General features: G+C 55.6%; 14 protein-coding genes. 3 read left to right on the top strand and 11 right to left on the bottom strand.

Annotated features, from left to right (window positions below):
* Positions 1 to 82: 82 nt before the first annotated feature.
* Both treB and treR read right to left on the bottom strand, forming a co-directional pair.
* Positions 83 to 1,501, bottom strand: a complete 1,419-nt coding sequence (gene treB, locus F3J29_RS19900) for a PTS trehalose transporter subunit IIBC (protein WP_008454726.1) — start codon at positions 1,499 to 1,501, stop codon at positions 83 to 85.
* A 120-nt stretch (positions 1,502 to 1,621) separates the two neighbouring features.
* Positions 1,622 to 2,569: a trehalose operon repressor TreR gene (treR, locus tag F3J29_RS19895; RefSeq protein WP_166868716.1), complete on the bottom strand. Its 948-nt coding sequence runs from the start codon at positions 2,567 to 2,569 to the stop codon at positions 1,622 to 1,624.
* Positions 2,570 to 3,066: 497 nt separating this feature from the next.
* Here treR and mgtA point away from each other — a divergent pair, with 497 nt between their 5' ends.
* Both mgtA and F3J29_RS19885 read left to right on the top strand, forming a co-directional pair.
* A complete protein-coding gene (mgtA, locus tag F3J29_RS19890) occupies positions 3,067 to 5,784 on the top strand; it encodes a magnesium-translocating P-type ATPase (RefSeq protein WP_166868714.1) in 2,718 nt (905 codons plus the stop codon).
* Positions 5,785 to 5,899: 115 nt separating this feature from the next.
* Complete coding sequence (locus F3J29_RS19885; protein WP_166868712.1) at positions 5,900 to 8,290, top strand: beta-N-acetylhexosaminidase; 2,391 nt, start codon at positions 5,900 to 5,902, stop codon at positions 8,288 to 8,290.
* Positions 8,291 to 8,342: 52 nt separating this feature from the next.
* On the opposite strand, the gene ridA is transcribed toward F3J29_RS19885, so the two are convergent.
* From ridA to argF (F3J29_RS19840), 9 genes are all read right to left on the bottom strand, one after another.
* Positions 8,343 to 8,729 (bottom strand): 2-iminobutanoate/2-iminopropanoate deaminase, encoded by a 387-nt coding sequence (ridA, locus tag F3J29_RS19880; protein ID WP_008454721.1) that lies wholly within the window; start codon positions 8,727 to 8,729, stop codon positions 8,343 to 8,345.
* A gap of 91 nt (positions 8,730 to 8,820) precedes the next feature.
* Positions 8,821 to 9,282, bottom strand: a complete 462-nt coding sequence (gene pyrI, locus F3J29_RS19875) for an aspartate carbamoyltransferase regulatory subunit (protein WP_008454720.1) — start codon at positions 9,280 to 9,282, stop codon at positions 8,821 to 8,823.
* Positions 9,283 to 9,298: 16 nt separating this feature from the next.
* Entirely contained in the window at positions 9,299 to 10,231 is a 933-nt protein-coding gene (pyrB, locus tag F3J29_RS19870; protein ID WP_166868710.1) for an aspartate carbamoyltransferase, read from the bottom strand.
* A gap of 267 nt (positions 10,232 to 10,498) precedes the next feature.
* Positions 10,499 to 10,978: an arginine repressor gene (locus F3J29_RS19865; RefSeq protein ID WP_166868708.1), complete on the bottom strand. Its 480-nt coding sequence runs from the start codon at positions 10,976 to 10,978 to the stop codon at positions 10,499 to 10,501.
* 158 nt (positions 10,979 to 11,136) lie between these two features.
* Positions 11,137 to 12,606 (bottom strand): arginine-ornithine antiporter, encoded by a 1,470-nt coding sequence (gene arcD / locus F3J29_RS19860; protein WP_166868706.1) that lies wholly within the window; start codon positions 12,604 to 12,606, stop codon positions 11,137 to 11,139.
* 73 nt (positions 12,607 to 12,679) lie between these two features.
* Positions 12,680 to 13,684, bottom strand: a complete 1,005-nt coding sequence (gene argF, locus F3J29_RS19855) for an ornithine carbamoyltransferase (RefSeq protein WP_166868704.1) — start codon at positions 13,682 to 13,684, stop codon at positions 12,680 to 12,682.
* A 193-nt stretch (positions 13,685 to 13,877) separates the two neighbouring features.
* Positions 13,878 to 14,792 (bottom strand): carbamate kinase, encoded by a 915-nt coding sequence (locus F3J29_RS19850; RefSeq protein WP_166868702.1) that lies wholly within the window; start codon positions 14,790 to 14,792, stop codon positions 13,878 to 13,880.
* Positions 14,793 to 14,805: 13 nt separating this feature from the next.
* Positions 14,806 to 16,026 (bottom strand): arginine deiminase, encoded by a 1,221-nt coding sequence (gene arcA, locus F3J29_RS19845; RefSeq protein WP_166868700.1) that lies wholly within the window; start codon positions 16,024 to 16,026, stop codon positions 14,806 to 14,808.
* A 647-nt stretch (positions 16,027 to 16,673) separates the two neighbouring features.
* Positions 16,674 to 17,678: an ornithine carbamoyltransferase gene (argF, locus tag F3J29_RS19840; protein ID WP_166868698.1), complete on the bottom strand. Its 1,005-nt coding sequence runs from the start codon at positions 17,676 to 17,678 to the stop codon at positions 16,674 to 16,676.
* 163 nt (positions 17,679 to 17,841) lie between these two features.
* On the opposite strand from argF (F3J29_RS19840), the gene rraB reads away from it, so the two are divergent.
* Complete coding sequence (gene rraB / locus F3J29_RS19835) at positions 17,842 to 18,264, top strand: ribonuclease E inhibitor RraB (RefSeq protein ID WP_166868696.1); 423 nt, start codon at positions 17,842 to 17,844, stop codon at positions 18,262 to 18,264.
* Positions 18,265 to 18,470: the final 206 nt, after the last annotated feature.

The raw sequence follows: 18,470 nt of genomic DNA, 5'->3' as shown, positions 1-18,470 counted from the left end.
TTTCAGCTGATAACCCACAAAGCGAGAAAAAGTCACTTTGCTCTGACGAAAAGGGGGGCATTTCTGCCCCCGGTCGATCTCACTACACCACCAGCAGCGTGCCCTGGCGGAATTTACGCTTGTAAACGATAGACGTCAGGATAATCGGCACAATCACGGCGATAACAATCGCAATGGCGTAGACGCCCCAGAACTTAGGCTGGATGGACAGGATGCCCGGCAGACCGCCGACGCCAATCCCGTTCGCCATCACACCGTTCAGGCCGCACAGCAGGCCAGCCAGGCCGGAACCGACCATCGCGCACAGCATCGGGAAATGGTACTTCAGGTTGATCCCGTACATGGCCGGTTCGGTGACACCGAGATAGGCAGAAATAGCGGCCGGAACAGAGATTTCACGTTCATTCTGCTTGCGGCTACAGATAATGATGCCGACAACCGCAGATGCCTGCGCGATGTTGGACAGCGCAATCAGTGGCCAAACCGGTGTCCCGCCCAGGCTCTGGATCATCTGCATGTCGATGGCGAGCGTGGTCTGGTGAACGCCGGTAATCACTAATGGTGCATACAGGAAGCCAAACAGCGCGGCGCCGATAGGGGCGAAGCTGCCGGTCATTAGGTGGCGAACCGCGAACGCCACGCCGTCGCCGATCATACGGCCAAACGGCCCGATGACGGTGTGCGCCAGGAAAACTGCCAGGATCAGCGAGCAAACCGGTACGATAACCAGATAAAGATAATCCGGCACGATGCGTTTCATTCGTGTTTCAATGAAGCCGAGCGCCAGGCCGGCCAGCAGCGCCGGGATAACCTGCGCCTGATAACCGACTTTCTCAATGGTGAACCAGCCGAAGTTCCACACTTCCGGAATTTTGGTGCCCAGTTCGTAGGCGTTCATCAGCTGCGGGGAGACCAGCGTAACGCCCAGCACGATGCCGAGGATCGGCGTGCCGCCCATTTTCTTCACCGCAGACCAGCAAATCCCTACCGGCAGATAGAAGAAGATCGCCTCGCCAATCAGCCACAGGAAGTCATAGACGGTTTTCAGCGCCGGGTACATCTGGGCAAGGGTTTCCCCGTTGCTCATCGGCAGGTCGCCAATGACGTTACGGAAGCCCAGAATCAGGCCTCCGCTGATAAGCGCAGGCAGCAGCGGGAAGAAGATCTCTGCGAAGTGGGAGATCAGCTGCTCGTGCCATTTCATGTTTTGACGCGCCGCCGTTTTGGCCTGCTCTTTGTCGGCGGAGTCGAGCCCGGTCGTGGCAATCAGCGCTTTGTAGTAATCATCCACATCGGTACCGATAACCACCTGGAACTGGCCGGCATTGGTAAAGCAGCCTTTCACCATCGGCAGGTTTTCGATCTCTTTAGGATGGGCATTTTCGGGATGGTTCAGCACAAAACGCAGTCGGGTAATGCAGTGGCTGACGGTGGCGATATTCTCGCGTCCGCCAACCAGTTCGATCAGTTTGTCGATGTCTTGTTGTTTTACTTTGCTCATAAGTAACACCCTGGGTAGGAGGTAATGACCTGTTGTAAGGGTAGCCAGGTTTCTATTTTGCGAAAATGGGAACGTTCCCGAAACCGGGCGAAGATCACAAAATCCCGATCAGGGGCGGTTTTATTGTAGGTGGCTAGGGATGACGATTTGCCGCAGCTGTTGGCCCTGAGAAATTTGCCCGATCAGCTGCAAAGCCGCGGCGCGACCGGCTTCGGCGTAGCCTGGGTCAACGGTGATGATTTCAGGATGCAAGAATTTCATCAGCGGCGTGTTCCCCACGCTCGCCAGTTGAATATCGCTGCGGTTTTGCTGCTGGAGATATTTGCTGGCTCCCAGCGCCAGGGTGTCGGTGGCGCACAACAGGGCGGTGGTTTTTGGGGTCAGGACTTCAACCACATGCTCGTAGCCCTGCTTCATGGCGAGACCGGGCAGGGCGGCATTTGGGACAATATTGTGGTCACGGCAAAAAGCGAGATACGCCTGGTGACGGCGGTAACCGGTGGTGACGTCGCCGTGCGGCACGCCAAGGAAGCTGATATCCCGGTGACCCTGCTGATAAAGCGTGGACATCAGAATTTGAATAGAGCCTTCATCGTCATAACACACCGAAGCGAAGCCGCTGGCATCACGCGCCATCAGCACCAGCGTGGAGCGCCAGGGCTGAAGCACTTTCTCGTTGATGCCGGTGAAGCCGAACAAAATCACGCCGTCGATGTTGCGCCGGCGCAGCATGCCTAAATGCTCCTCAACCATCTCTGGTGAGAACTGGCTTTCCATCATGATCGGATCGTAACCCTGCTCGTAAAGGCAAGGCAGCATGGTTTGCACCGCCAGATTTTCCGACAGGGAGTCCAGACGGGTCACAATAATGGCGACGACTTTATCGCTTTGCCCACGCATCGCCCGCGCCGAGCGGGAAGGGGAGAACTCATGCTGCTGCATTACCGCTTCAACCCGCTCCCGCGTGCGGGCGCTGACGCCGCTTTCATTGTTCAATACGCGAGAGACGGTAGATTTCCCCACGCCGCTCAGGCGGGCAATATCTTTGATGGTAAGGCGACTTTGCATGGCTGTTCTTTTCCCTGCGATCTCGGTGCAAATTGGCTCGTTGGAGAGTGGCGGCTAGCCCTGTTCCCTTTGGGACACGAATGCGGTGATTGTCACTCGTTTGCCACCAACCTGTAATCCGGATTATTTAGAATATACTTATCAGGAGTAAAGTTTTAACGCGCTATCCCGTTCCCGATATGGGCAAAATCTGGTTTACAGACGGTTTAGTTTTACGGGCGTAGTATACCTGGCATTCTCATTATGCCAGAAGGCGTAATGCTATTTTTCTTTCAACGCTACCGGAGATGACATGGAACCCGATCCCAGTCCTCACCCTGAAGTAACAGGAATTTTCCGGTAAGCCACAGGTTAACGCCCGCTGCCTTACCGGTTTTGTAAGGCAGTGACGACCGCTCTCTTTTACGTCCCTGCTTGTTGATGCTCTCTTGCCTGGTGCCGCTTTGTTGCGCCTGCAGGAAACTTAGGTGCCGCTCAAGACGGTGCTAAGGACGTTTATGCAATTCAAAAACCTCACGCGCCAGCTGATGTCCCAACTGAGCCGCCACCTGCCGCGTCGCCTGGTACAGCGCGATCCTATGCCTGACGGGAAAGTGGTGGCGAAGGCCGCTGATATTCCGGCGACGCTGACCCAGGCCTGCCTGAAATATGCCGCCGCCAGCGAAGAGCAGCTCTACGTTGAGTTTGGCAGCCACCCGGAAGGGCTGGACGCTCGCGAAGTCGAAAAAGCGCGAGAAACTCACGGCCTAAATCAGATCCCGGCGCAGCAGCCCGCGCCGTGGTTTGTGCATCTCTGGGTTTGTTACCGCAACCCGTTCAACCTGTTACTGACGGCGCTGGGTATTTTCTCCTACGCAACGGAAGATGACCTGTTCGGCGCCAGCGTTATCGCGCTGATGGTGGTGATTTCCACCCTGCTGAATTTCATCCAGGAAACCCGCTCCACCCGCGCGGCGGATGCGCTGAAGGCGATGGTTAGCAACACTGCGACCGTGCTGCGCGTTATCAACGAACAGGGCGAATATGCCTATGTCGAAGTCCCGCTGGATCAGCTGGTGCCGGGGGATATTGTTAAGCTTGCCGCAGGTGACATGATCCCGGCGGATCTGCGCGTGATGCAGGCGCGTGACCTGTTTGTTGGCCAGGCGTCGCTGACCGGGGAATCTCTGCCGGTCGAGAAAGTTGCCGTCAGCCGCCAGCAAAACCAGCACAACCCGCTGGAGTGCGACAACCTCTGCTTTATGGGCACCAACGTAGTGAGCGGCACCGCGCTGGCGATGATTATCGCCACCGGTGGGAACACCTGGTTCGGGCAGCTTGCCGGGCGCGTTACCCAGCAGGAAAGCGAACCTAACGCCTTCCAGCGTGGTATCAGCCGTGTAAGCTGGCTGCTGATCCGCTTTATGCTGGTGATGGTGCCGGTGGTGCTGCTGATTAACGGCTTCACCAAAGGCGACTGGTGGGAAGCGGCGCTGTTCTCGCTCTCTGTTGCTGTTGGCCTGACGCCTGAAATGCTGCCAATGATTGTGACCTCCACGCTGGCGCGCGGGGCGGTCAAACTGTCTAAGCAAAAAGTCATTGTGAAGCACCTGGATGCTATCCAGAACTTTGGCGCGATGGACATCCTGTGTACCGATAAAACCGGCACCCTGACGCAGGACCGTATCGTGCTGGAAACCCACACCGATATCTTCGGTGAGCAAAGCGATCGCGTGCTGCATACCGCCTGGCTGAACAGCCATTATCAAACCGGCCTGAAAAACCTGCTCGACGTGGCGGTACTGGAGGGCGTCGATGCCGATCACGCCCGCACGGCGGTTGCCCGCTGGCACAAAATAGATGAAATTCCTTTCGATTTTGACCGCCGTCGCATGTCGGTTGTGGTCTCCGAACAGTCTGACGTGCATCAGCTTATCTGCAAAGGCGCGCTGCAGGAGATCCTCAACGTCTGTACTCACGTGCGTCACGGGGATGAAATTGTGCCGCTCAGCGAAGGGATGCTGACGCGCATTCGCAGCGTCACCGATTCGCTGAACAGCCAGGGCCTGCGCGTGGTTGCCGTTGCCACCAAATTCCTGCCTGCCCGCAGCGCAGACTACAGCCGCGTGGATGAATCCGACCTTATCCTCGAAGGCTACATTGCGTTCCTGGATCCGCCGAAAGAAACCACCGCGCCTGCGTTGAAAGCGCTGAAAGCCAGCGGCATCGCGGTGAAAATCCTGACCGGCGACAGCGAACTGGTCGCGGCAAAAGTATGCCGTGAAGTCGGCCTGGAAGTCGGCGACCTGATCGTCGGCAGCGACATCGAAGAGATGAGCGATGACGAGCTGGCGCGCGTGGCGCTGCAAACCACGCTGTTTGCCCGCCTGACGCCGATGCACAAAGAGCGCATCGTCCGCCTGCTGCGCGGTGAAGGCCATGTCGTGGGCTTTATGGGCGACGGCATCAACGATGCTCCAGCGTTACGTGCGGCGGATATCGGTATTTCCGTCGATGGTGCGGTGGATATCGCCCGTGAAGCTGCCGACATCATCCTGCTGGAAAAAAGCCTGATGGTGCTGGAAGAGGGCGTGATTGAAGGTCGCCGTACCTTTGCCAACATGCTCAAGTACATCAAAATGACCGCCAGCTCCAACTTCGGCAACGTCTTCAGCGTGCTGGTGGCCAGTGCCTTCCTGCCGTTCCTGCCGATGCTGCCGATCCACCTGCTGATTCAGAACCTGATGTACGATATCTCCCAGGTCGCGATCCCGTTTGATAACGTCGACGATGAGCAAATCAAGCAGCCGCAGCGCTGGAACCCGGCCGATCTGGGCCGCTTTATGGTGTTCTTCGGGCCGCTCAGCTCCATCTTCGATATTGTTACCTTCGGCGTGATGTGGTGGATTTTCAAAGCCAATTCCCCGGAAGCACAAACGCTGTTCCAGTCCGGCTGGTTCGTAGAAGGCCTGCTCTCACAAACGCTGATTGTGCATATGATCCGTACCCGCCGCATTCCGTTCCTGCAAAGCCGTCCGGCCTGGCCGCTGATGGTCATGACGCTGCTGGTGATGGCGCTCGGGATTGCGCTGCCGTTCTCCCCGCTGGCGGAGTATCTCCACCTGCAGGCGCTGCCGCTGAGCTACTTCCCGCTGCTGGTGATCATCCTGGCAGGCTACATGATGCTGACTCAGGCGGTAAAAGGCTTCTATAGCCGCCGTTACGGCTGGCAGTAATCCCAAAAAATGGCGAGATGTGATCCACGTCTCGCCGCCGCCTTGCTGAAAAATCCTTCACGTGATAACAGATTGTTTTTGCTGTTTTCTGGCCCGTCACGTGAAAGGATTATCCATGTTCAAATCGCTTCGTTTCAGCCTGCTGGCCGCAGGTATCGCCGTTGCCTGCCAGGCGCAGGCCGCCCCGGCAGGGGATTTGCCGCTAATGCCCTGGCCGCAGCAGGTCGAACTCCCGGCCACGCAGGGCAGCCTGCCGCTGAATAACGCCGTGTCTATTGCTATTAGCGGCGATAAGATCGACGGCGCCATTGACCGCTGGCGGCAGCGTATCAGCCTGCAAACCGGCTGGCAGCTTCAGCCTGCGGCTGCACAGCCGGCCAAACCCACGATTGCTATTCACATTAAACATGCCGTTGATCCACTGCCTAAAGCTGACAGCGACGAAAGTTATGCTTTAAGCGTGACGGCGGACGGCGTGAAGCTCACCGCTAACACGCGCTTTGGGGCGATGCGCGGCATGGAGACCGTGCTGCAGCTGATTCAAAATGGCCCGCAAAACACGTCGATTCCTTATGTCGAAATCAAAGATGTCCCGCGCTTCCCGTGGCGCGGGCTGCTGCTTGATTCGGCTCGCCACTTTATGCCGGTGAACGATATTCTGCGTCAGCTGGACGGGATGGCCGCCGCCAAGCTGAATGTTTTCCACTGGCATCTGACGGACGATCAGGGCTGGCGCTTTGCGTCGACCCATTATCCGAAGCTGCAGCAGCTGGCGAGCGACGGGCAGTTCTACACTCAGGCGCAAATGAAGCAGGTGGTACGCTATGCCACCTCGCTGGGCATTCGCGTGGTGCCGGAAATTGACTTGCCGGGCCACGGTTCAGCGCTGGCGGTGGCTTACCCGGAGCTGATGAGCGCGCCGGGGCCATACCAAATGGAGCGCAATTGGGGCGTACTGAAGCCGCTACTGAACCCGGCTAATGAAGTGGCCTACAAATTTGTCGATACGCTAATTGGCGAAGTTACCGCTATTTTCCCGGACAGTTATCTGCATATCGGCGGGGATGAGGTGGACGACACCCAATGGAAAGAAAACGCCGCCATCCAGCAATTTATGAAGCAGCACAACCTGGCGGACTCTCACGCGCTGCAAACGTACTTCAACCAGCGGCTGGAGAAGATCCTCGAGAAACATAAGCGCCAGATGATGGGCTGGGATGAGATTTATCACCCGGATCTGCCGAAGAACATTTTGATCCAGTCCTGGCAGGGGCAGGATTCGCTGGGGGCGATTGCGGCCCACGGCTACAAAGGCATTCTGTCCACGGGCTTTTACCTCGATCAGCCGCAGTCCACCGCCTACCACTACCGCAATGAAGTCCTGCCGGTTGGGTTAAACAATGTGGATCACATCCGCGAGGCCGACAGCGCACAGAGCTGGTTCTTCAGCATGCCTCGCCTGAAAGGCAGCCCGGTAGAAGGCAGTTTTACGCTGGTGAAAAGTGACGGTGGCTGGCGCGGATTTATCGACTTCAAGGGCAAATCCCGCCGTGCAGTTCATGACGTAAAATGGCTGAACCCGACTCAGGTAACCTTTACGGTAGACACCTGGATGGGGGAAACGCGCCCGGTAGTCACGCTGGAAAACGACAAGCTTAACGGCTACTTCCTGGTGGGCAACGTGCGCTATCCGGCGACCGGGCAGAAGCTTGAAGGCATTCCTGATGGCAAACAGCCTGTGGTCCCAACCGAAGCGCAGATGAGCAATATCCTCGGCGGTGAGGCAGCGCTGTGGGCGGAAAACGTGATTTCCCCGCTGCTGGATATCAAGCTCTGGCCGCGGACTTTTGCCGTGGCCGAGCGGCTGTGGTCGGCTAAAGACGTCACAGACGTGGACAATATGTACCAGCGTATGCAGGCCATCGATGCCTGGTCCACGGTGTCCGTTGGCCTGCGTCAGCATACCGAATCCGTTACGCAGCTCACGCGTCTTGCCGGTACACCGGAGATCATGCCGCTGCAAATTCTCGCTCAGGCTATTGAGCCGGCGCAGTACTACACGCGCCAGCACCTTAAATTCCAGGCCGGGAATTACAACCACTTTGAGCCGCTGAACCGCTTTGCCGATGCGCTTGGAGCAGAAAGCGGGCAGGTCAGGGCGATTAACGGTTGGGTAGACAAACTGATTGCTGACAGGGAGGACGGGAACAGCGCGGAAGCGTTGCGCCATATCTTCACTCGCTGGCAGAACAATACTCCGGATGTATTGGCGCTGATCGACGGCAACTACGTGCTAAAACCGCTCAAGCCGGTTGCTGAGGACGTGGACAAGCTCGCCGGGCTGGGCTTAAGGCTGACGGATCTGGTGGCGAAGCAAGGTTCGCTCAGCGATGACGAGCTGAAAGCCATTCAGGCTCAGCTGGATGCTGCGGCGCAGACTCGTGATGAAGTGGTGATTGCGGCGGTGTATCCGCTGGAGAAACTGCTGCGGGCTGCCGTGAAGTAAGAAAGAAATGGCCCCGTGAAAGCGGGGCCAGAAGCAAAAGCGCGGCGGCGAACTAGCGGCGAACGGCGATAGCTTCGATTTCGATTTTTACGTCTTTCGGCAGACGAGCCACTTCAACGCAGGAGCGAGCCGGGAAGGTCGCGTTATGTTCGTTGAAGAAGGCTTCGTAGGTGGCGTTCACGGTCGCGAAATCATTCAGATCTTTCACAAACACGGTGGTTTTCACGATGTCGCCCACTTTCAGGCCCGCAGACTCAACGATAGCCTTCACGTTTTCCAGGGACTGACGCGCCTGAGCGGCTACATCTTCCGGCACTTCGCCGGTTTTTGGGTTAACCGGGATCTGCCCGGAAGTGATGATCATGCTCCCGAGATCGACACCCTGAACATAAGGACCGATAGCGGCCGGTGCATTTTCCGTGCTAAGCGTACGTGACATACTTTCTCCTTACTATTGGATATAAATTCCAGTATTGGATATAAACTCCCGCCCATTATAGGGACGGGAAGTTGCTTGTCATTAGTCGCCGTTAATCTACCAGAACCACGTGGCGAGCGAACTCTTTCTCGCAATACTTGCACTTCAGGCTGATATCGTCGGCGCGCTGCTTCACGGCGAACGAAGAAGCTACCGGTTCGTTATGGCTGATGCAGTTGGTGTTCGGGCACAGCAGCACTTTCTCGATGCGATCCGGCAGGCTTGGTGTGCTTTTGCCCACCACTTCGTATTCGTCGATGCGGTTCACCGTGGCGTGCGGGGCGTACAGCGCCAGCTGGTTCACCTGCTCATCGGTCAGGAACGTATTTTCAATTTTGATCAGATCTTTGCGGCCCAGCTCGCGGGACGGTAAATTCAGGCCGATGGTAATACGCTGGTCGGTTTCAGTCAGCTGGAACAGGGTCAGCAGCTTAAAGCCAACCTGAGCCGGAATGTGGTCGATAACGGTGCCGCGCTTGATGGCTTCAACCTGTAATTTATTATCGTGCGTCATCTTCTTGTCCTCTCACTTAAACCAGTTCGCGATTTAACACCAGCGCCAGCAGCGCCTGGCGAGCAAAAATACCGTTCCCGGCCTGCTGGAAGTACCAGGCATGCGGCGTGCTGTCTACGTCGGTGGTGATCTCATCCACGCGCGGCAGCGGGTGCAGCACCTTCATGTTGCCGCGTGCGCCGGCCAGGTCGGCGGCGCGCAGGATAAACTGCGCCTTCACGTTAGCGTATTCAGACGGATCCAGACGCTCTTTCTGCACGCGGGTCATGTACAGAATGTCCAGCTCGCCTACCACTTCGTCGATAGAGTCGTGGCGGCTCCAGGCAATGCCTTTTTCATCCAGCATGTCGAGAATGTACTGCGGCATCGCCAGGGCAGGCGGGGCGATGAAGTAGAAACGGTTGCCGTTGAACTTCGCCAGCGCCTGAGCCAGCGAATGCACGGTGCGGCCATATTTCAGGTCGCCGACCATAGCGATATTCAGGCTCTCCAGGCGGCCCTGAGTTTCCTGAATGGTGAATAAATCCAGCAGGGTTTGGGTCGGGTGCTGGTTCGCACCGTCCCCGGCGTTCAGTACCGGGATCTCACCGGAAAATTCGGTGGCCAGGCGAGCCGCACCTTCCTGCGGGTGGCGCATCACGATGGCGTCCACGTAGGTACTGATAACGGAGATAGTATCCGCCAGCGTCTCGCCTTTCTTGCCCAACGAAGTGTTGCTGCTGTCGGAGAAGCCCACCACGGATGCGCCCAGGCGGTGAATGGAGGTTTCAAAAGAGAGGCGGGTGCGGGTGGACGCTTCAAAGAAGCAGCTGGCGATAACCTTGTGCTTCAGCAACTCCGGCTGTGGGTTAGCTTTTAGCTTTGCCGCGGTCGCCAGCACCAGTTCAAGTTCTTCACGACTGAGATCATTGATGGAAATGATGTGTTTTTTATAGAGCGGGTTAGTCATGCTTCTCTCCTGTTCTCGGGCCGACGGGCAAAAAAAAGCCCCTCAACGAGGGGCCTTAGCAATTTGGGAATTTAGAAATTCGACGGTGCAACGGGAAGAAAAACGCCCTGCCGCGTCTGCTTTCAGACGTCGAGCTGCGACATTTTTTTGAACACAGTAAACCATGCTTCCTCCCGGCAAATTGTGGCGCATTATACGCGCGTGGGTGTTCTCTGCAAGCGCTAAAATCACACTTTTTCAGGCGCGCTGCAATCGGTTGCGGTGCAGTTATGCCTGGCCCAGCATACGCATGATGCGGCGATGTACCAGCTGCGTTTTTTGAACTTCACGCGGCGCAATCCAGACCACGCTGCTGCCGGCGACCACGCCTAAAATCTCGGCGATAGCGTGATGATCGAGAATTTTTGCTATCGCTTTACCGTAGCCAGACACCGTATGTACCATGACAAATTCACTGTTATATTCAACGCTTAGCACCATTTCTGCCACCGAGCGAGCCGCGTTGGGCTGAGGCAAAGTCTGCGGGCTTAGCGCATAGATTTTTTGCCCTTTGGCATTACGCAACTTTATGACGCCCAGCAGCTTGAGCAGGCGGGAGACGGTGGACTGGCTGATGGCTTCGAAGCCGTGCTGTTTCAGGTCATGGCGCAGTTGCTCCTGGGAGTGGTAACTCTTGTGGCTAATGAGCTGTTGGCACAGTTCAAGCTGGCGCTGCTCTTTCTCGAACGAGAGGCGGGATATCCTCATGGTCTCTATACACTCCTGTGATGGCCGGTGCGTTTTCATTGCACGGTTGATGAACGTAATTTATTGATAGAAAAGATTTTTATTGATTTTACCTTTTTAAAATGTCGCCAATGGTTTGAGATGAAGCGTTTAACGCCACAATCGTGGCGTTAATGGCGTCAGGCTATCTGTAAATTTCCGCTTAGCACCAGTTTTAATGTCCATGCGGCCAGGGCCAGAATGGCCACGGCGATCGCCAGTTCATAGCTTTTCAGCAGCGGCTGACCCTGGGTTTTTTTCTGCCACAGGAACACCAGAATGCCCGGCGTGAATAACAGCGAGCTCAACAACATCGAATCGCCCGCGGCGTAGCAAAGCCAGAAGCCGTAAACTGTTGCAACGAGGCCAAGCACGATGCCGCCGGTGCGTGATTCTCCCTGTCCATAGCGCTCCCCGGTCCAGGCCAGCTTCAGCCCGTAGGCCGCGCTGAACAGGTACGGGGGCAAGATGGCCGCCGTGGCAATGGAGAATAGCGCCTGGTAGCCCGCGGCGTAGAACAGGGTGAGGATCAGGAAGAGTTGAATTAAGCCATTGGTGATCCACAGCGAAAATGAAGGCGAATGGCGGGCGTTCTCTTTGGCGAAAATTTTAGGGAAAATGCCGTCAATCGCCGCGACGCGCGGTAATTCTGCGGCAAACAGCGTCCAGGCCAACAGCGCGCCGGCTACGGACAGAATCACGCCTCCGGCAACGAACTTCGCTCCCCACGGCCCGACCACGCTTTCCAGCACGCCGGCCATTGAAGGATTCTTCAGCCCGGCCAGGCTCGCCTGATCGAGGATCCCCATCGACAGCACGCTGACCAACACGTAAATCGCCAGCGCGCCCAGCAGACCAATGACCGTCGCTCTACCGATATCCTCACGTTTTGCGGCTCGGGCGGAAACGACGGTCGCCCCTTCAATGCCGATAAATACCCAGGTGGTGACCAGCATGGTGTTTTTAACCTGATCGAAAATTTCCGGGCGGGATCCTTCGACCAGCATCATGCGGCCCCAGAAATCGGCAGTGAACACGCCAATCTGGAAGGCAATCAGCACCGCGACAATGAATACCAGCAGGATGATGACCTTGACCACGGTGAGGATGGTGTTGATGTAGGCGGCTTCTCGCACCCCGCGAAGTACCAGGGCATGCACCAGCCACAGAACAACGGAGGCGCCGATAATGGAAGGCAGGTTATTCCCGTCGCCAAAAACCGGAATGAAAAAGCTCATGGCGCTGAACAGCAGTACGGCGTAAGAGACGTTCCCGAGCCAGGCCGAGAACCAGTAGCCCCAGGCGGACTGGAAGCCGATAAAGTCGCCAAACCCGGCCCGGGCATAGCTGTAAACGCCGCCGTCAAGATCCGGGCAGCGAGCGCTGAGATTCTGATAAATAAACGCCAGGCAAAGCATGCCGACGCCGGTAATGGCCCAGCCGATCAGCAATGCGCCGGGGGACGCTACCGAAGCAAAGTTTTGCGGCAGGCTGAAAACGCCCCCGCCAATCATGGAGCCTATAACCAGCGCCACCAGCGCGCTAAGTCCGAGTTTTCTTTCACTGCTTGTGGAGGTGTCTGCGGCACCTTCATGGATAACATCGGCCATTTCCTTTTCTCCCGCTGCGCGAAGCAGCACAAGGGCAATACGGGCAGCGAGGCGTTCCCACTGCCCGACAGCGTTACGCGCCGAGCGTGGCGACCATCACGGCTTTAATGGTGTGCATGCGGTTTTCGGCTTCGTCGAAGACAATGGAGTGTGTTGACTCAAACACTTCTTCGGTTACCTCCAGCCCCTTCAGGCCGTAGGTTTCTTCGATCTCTTTGCCGACTTTGGTGTGTTCGTTATGGAAAGCAGGCAGGCAGTGCATGAACTTGACGTGCGGATTGCCGGTTGCGTTGAGGACGTTCTGGTTAATCTGGTAAGGCGTCATGATGCTTACGCGTTCGGCCCAGGCTTCTTTAGGCTCGCCCATCGACACCCAAACGTCGGTGTAGAGGAAATCCACGCCCGCAACGCCTTCTTCCACGCTGTCCGTCAGCATGATGCGGCCGCCGGTTTCTTTGGCGATGGCGCGGCATTGCTCGACCAGCGCTGCTTCAGGCCAGAAGGCTTTCGGTGCGACAAGGCGAATATCCATGCCCATTTTGGCTGCGCCCACCATCAGGGAATTGCCCATGTTGTTACGGGCATCGCCCAGATAAGCGAAGGAGAGGTCCTGCAGTTTTTTACCCGGAGCGTGCTCCAGCATGGTCATCAGGTCGGCGAGGATCTGGGTCGGGTGAAATTCATTGGTCAGCCCGTTCCACACCGGCACGCCAGCGTATTCTCCCAGCTCTTCGACAATGTCCTGGCCATAGCCACGGTATTCAATCCCGTCGTACATCCGCCCCAGCACGCGGGCGGTATCTTTCATGGATTCTTTATGGCCGATTTGCGAGCCGCTTGGCCCCAGATAAGTCACCAGCGCGCCCTGGTCAAAAGCGCCAACCTCAAAAGCGCAGCGGGTGCGGGTGGAGGTTTTCTCGAAGATCAGCGCGATATTTTTACCGCATAGCGTTTTTTTCTCCGTTCCGGCCTGTTTGGCGGCCTTCAGTTCACGAGCAAGATCGATGAGGTACTGAATTTCTGCCGGTTTAAAGTCGAGGAGTTTCAGGAAATTACGGTTTTTTAGGTTGATAGTCATTTTCGTTATCCTATGAATGAGACGATTTTTTTACCCTTACCCCGGCCCTCTCCCTGGCAGGGAGAGGGGGAAAGTGCAGGTGACGCTGTTTCGTTTCCTGTCCCCTTTCCCCTGGGGGAGGAGGAAGTGCAGGCGGCTCGGTTTTATCCCCTCTCCCCCTGGGGAGAGGGTTAGGGTTAGGGTGAGGGGGCTTTCACGGCTCCCGAATTAACGTGCCTTTCTCCCCGGCCAGAATTGCCGGGCCATCTTCCAGGGCGCCGATCCCGGCGATACCGTGGCAGCTGGCAACAAAGCGACTGCAGGCGGACACTTTTGGCCCCATCGAGCCTGCATCGAAGCTCATGCTTTCAAGCTCGGCTGGCGTCACGCTGGTGAGCGGGCGCTGTGTCGGCGTGCCCCAGTTGAGATAAACGGCGTCTGCGTCAGTGAGGATCAGCAGGGCGTCGGCCTCTATCTGGCGGGCCAGCAATGCGGCGGAAAGATCCTTATCAATGACGGCTTCAATCCCGTGGTAGCCATCGGCTTTTTCCACTACCGGTACGCCGCCGCCGCCGTTACAAATGACCAGGTGATCACGCTGGATAAGCGCCGTAATGGCATCGCTTTCGACGATGCGTTTAGGCTGCGGGGACGGCACCACGCGGCGGAAATACGGGCCATCAGCCTTTACCGACCAGCCTTTGTCACGAACCAGCGCATCCGCCTGCTCCTTGCTGTACACCGGCCCGATATACTTGGTCGGATTGCTAAAGGCCGGATCCTGCGGATCCACTTCAACCTGGGTCAGCAGCACGCTGACTTCGCGGTCAGGCAGATGATTTTTCAGCGCCTGCTGCAGCATGTAACCGATCATTCCCTGGCTCTCAGCGCCGAGAACGTCCAGCGGATAAGGACTTACGTTTGGGTAAGCGCTGTTTTGCAGGGCCAGCAGGCCGACCTGCGGACCGTTGCCGTGCACCAGCACCACGCGCCAGGCGTGGGTGAGCTGGGCGATAGTTTTTGCCGCCAGCTCAATGTTTTTACGCTGCAGGTCGGCTTCCAGCGGTTCACCTCGCTTCAGCAGGGCATTCCCGCCGAGCGCGACCACGAGGGTGGGTTTCTGTTGCATGTACTTTCCTCCCTTAAATCCCATCACGTTCCAGCGGGCAGCTCATGCAGCGCGCGCCACCGCGCCCGCGGCCCAGTTCATCGCCCGGAATAGGCAGGACGGTGATCCCGGCTTTGTCGTATTTCTCGTTGGTCCAGATATTGCGTTCGTAGCCAATGACCACCCCGGGGCGAACGGTCAGCACGTTGTTGGCGTCGTTCCACTGCTCGCGCTCGGCCTCAAAAGCATCACCGCCGGTAGTGATGAGCTTGACCTGATCGATACCCAGCGCTTTTTCGATGGCGTTAACCAGGCTGGTTTCCTGGTGACGTTTGATGCCGCCGTGGCCGTCAGGGATTAACGTCCAGCACTGCACGTCCTTGCGGACGACTTCCGGGTAAACGGAGAAGGTATCGAGATCGAGGTGGGTCATGACGGTATCGAGGTGCATACAGGAGCGGTGCTTCGGCAGTTCAACGGCAATCACGCGTGTTGCCTGTTGATGCCTGAATAATGATTCAGCGAGGAACTCTATGCCCTGAGGGGTGGTTCGTTCGGACATGCCAATTAATACTGCACCCCGGCCGATCACTAATACGTCACCGCCTTCCAGCGTGGCGTGGTCATAATTAATATTTTCGTCGCCGTAATATTTAATGAATTTTCCGTCAGTGAATGCGGGATGCCAGCGATAAATAGCCCTTAAGTTATTTGTTTCTCGCTGGCGAGCCGCTTTTGCCATTGGGTTAATAGAGACGCCGTTATAAATCCAGCAGGACGTATCACGGGTAAATAAATGATTAGGGAGCGGCTTCATAATAAAATCTGTTGTGGCGTGAATATCCACTACCATGTTTTTAATGTATGTCGGAATTTCACCGTAGGTGAGTCCGCCGGAAAGGCGACGGGCGAGTTCGCGATGCGGCATATCGGCCAGCCAGCCGCGAACGTCCGAAGCGAATGCCGGCCCGAGTCGATAGTCTGAAATCTGCGTATTTAGCAGCCATGCCTTGGCATCGCTGACGTCCAACGTCTGCGTTAGCAGGTCAGTTAGCAGCAGGACTTCTACGCCCTGGCCGCGCAGCGTATTGGTAAAAACGTCGTGCTCTTCACCGGCGCGCTCAACTGAAAGGACATCGTCAAATAACAATTCCTGGCAGTTTGAAGGGGTAAGTCTTTTCAGGCTGAGGTTTGGGCGATGCAGCATCACGCTGCGTAACTGACCTATTTCGGAACCGACATAATGTTTGTCCATGACTATTCCTTTGCATTAATTCGGAGATGAAGGTGCCTGTGGCGCAATAAATATTGCGTCGCGATTTTAATAACCTGTTAAGTTGTCTTCGTGGCGTATATTAATTTTTCTACAACCATTTAATGTGAGATTTATCACGAGCTCAAGGTGGTTTTTATTTGTTTTGTTATTAATTGATGGATGTCAGAGAACGGTAATTTCACCGGTGATGATGAATGCATAATTATACAGGGGAAAGTTTTTAATTATTTTTGAGTGTTAAAGATATGTGAGTTTATTCCTAATGAGCAATATCGTAATGTATTGATTTTAATTGTTTTTTGTTTTCTTCTTGCATGACTATTCATTATGGAATCTGTTTAATGCCGCGAAGAGAGGTTCAGGGAAAATAGTTATTTTTATTTTGGGATTAATGCAGTGAATGCAAACTGTGAGCGCAGCGGATTTATTCTTTTTATCTTAATTAAAACAGCCGGTTGTGTACGCTTTAAAAAGAGAGAGTGATGAGGTTATGTCCTTTTAGTGCATAAAAAATGCGAGCCGCGAATCAGATGTGCAACATTTTTAGTAATAACCAGGCGAGAGAAAAGAAAACCCCTCGATGAAAAGCCATCGAGGGGCCAGGAGAAGCCCTGGGAGCGAAGAAACTAGTGGGTCAGCGTGGCGACCATTACGGCTTTGATGGTGTGCATCCGGTTCTCAGCCTGGTCGAATACCACGCTGTGGGAGGATTCAAAAACTTCGTCGGTGACTTCCATGCCGCCGTGCAGATCGAACTCCTGCGCCATTTGTTTACCCAGCGTGGTTTGATCGTCGTGAAACGCCGGCAGGCAGTGCAGGAATTTGACCTGCGGATTGCCGGTTAACGCCAGCATGGCGCTGTTGACCTGATAAGGGCGCAGCAGGGTGATACGCTCGGCCCACTTCTCTTTGGCTTCGCCCATCGACACCCAGACATCGGTATAGATGAAATCCGCTCCTTTAACGCCCGCGGCAACATCTTCGGTTAGCGTGATTTTCCCGCCTGTCTTTTCGGCCATGGCTTTGCATTCGGCCACCAGCTTTTCATCCGGCCAGCAGGCTTTAGGCGCCACCAGGCGCAAATCCAGCCCGCTCAGCGCGGCGGCTTCCAGCATGGAGTTCCCCATGTTGTTGCGCGCATCGCCGGCGTACACCAGCGTCATCTGGCTCAGGCTTTTACCCGGCAGGTGTTCCTGCATGGTGAGCAAATCCGCCAGCAGCTGCGTCGGGTGATATTCGTTGGTCAGGCCATTCCACACCGGCACGCCCGCATAGCTGGCCAGCGTTTCCACGATATCCTGGCCGTAGCCGCGGTACTGGATGCCGTCATAAATGCGCCCCAGCACGCGAGCGGTATCTTTAATTGATTCTTTATGCCCGATCTGACTGCCGCTTGGGCCGAGATAAGTGACGCGGGCGCCCTGGTCGTAAGCGGCAACTTCGAAAGAGCAGCGAGTACGAGTCGAATCTTTTTCGAAGATGAGCGCAATGTTTTTACCACTAAGATGCTGAATTTCTGTTCCTTTTTTCTTATCACTTTTCAGCTTGGCAGAAAGAGCCAGCAATTCGTTCAGTTGGGCAGGGGTAAAATCGAGCAGCTTAAGAAAGTTTTTCTGATAGAAGTGACTCATTTTTTCCTCGCGTGGCGCAAGCCTTTATTGAATTAAAATTCAATTTATATGTATGAATATTCAATTGCAACCCCGTGTTTTAAAACTTTGCGGTGAAAGGTGGAGGCAAACCCCGGCGTGTGTGAAAATGAGAGTATCTGCCGACACATTTGAGGAAAGGGCTATGGCAAATCCAGAACAGCTGGAAGAACAGCGCGAAGAGACACGTTTAATCATTGAAGAACTGCTGGACGACGGGAGCGATCCTGACGCGCTGTATACCATCGAACACCACCTTTCTGCGGATGACTTCGAAACGCTGGAGAAAGCTGCCGTTGAAGCGTTCAAGCTGGGTTATGAAGTGACCGACCCGGAAGAGCTGGAAGTAGAAGAAGGTGACACCGTTATCTGCTGCGACATTCTGAGCGAATGCGCGCTCAACGCTGAACTGATCGGCGCCCAGGTTGAACAATTGCTGAACCTGGCAGAGAAATTCGGCGTGGAATACGACGGCTGGGGCACCTACTTCGAAGACCCGAACGGCGAAGAGGGTGAAGAAGACGACGACGAATACCAGGACGAAGACGACGACGGCGTACGTCACTAAAAGTAAGCGGTGCAGCGGCGTCCAGCCGCTGCACCTGGCATGTGCCATTCTTACCCGATCGGGCAAAATTCTCTTTTTTCCTTTCTTCTTAAATAAATGATTTTCAGGCCGCTTATTCTGCCTTAGCATCGTCATCTTGTATTAAAAATGCGCAAGTGAGGCTAAAGTCTAGCCATTTCAATTATCAGTCAGCACAGGATGTGTAA

Origin of the sequence: Enterobacter sp. Cy-643 (genome assembly GCF_011752815.1) — a bacterium.
Taxonomy (GTDB): domain Bacteria; phylum Pseudomonadota; class Gammaproteobacteria; order Enterobacterales; family Enterobacteriaceae; genus Cedecea.
The sequence above is the reverse complement of the archived record's forward strand: the minus strand, read 5'-3'. Positions and strand labels throughout refer to the sequence as shown.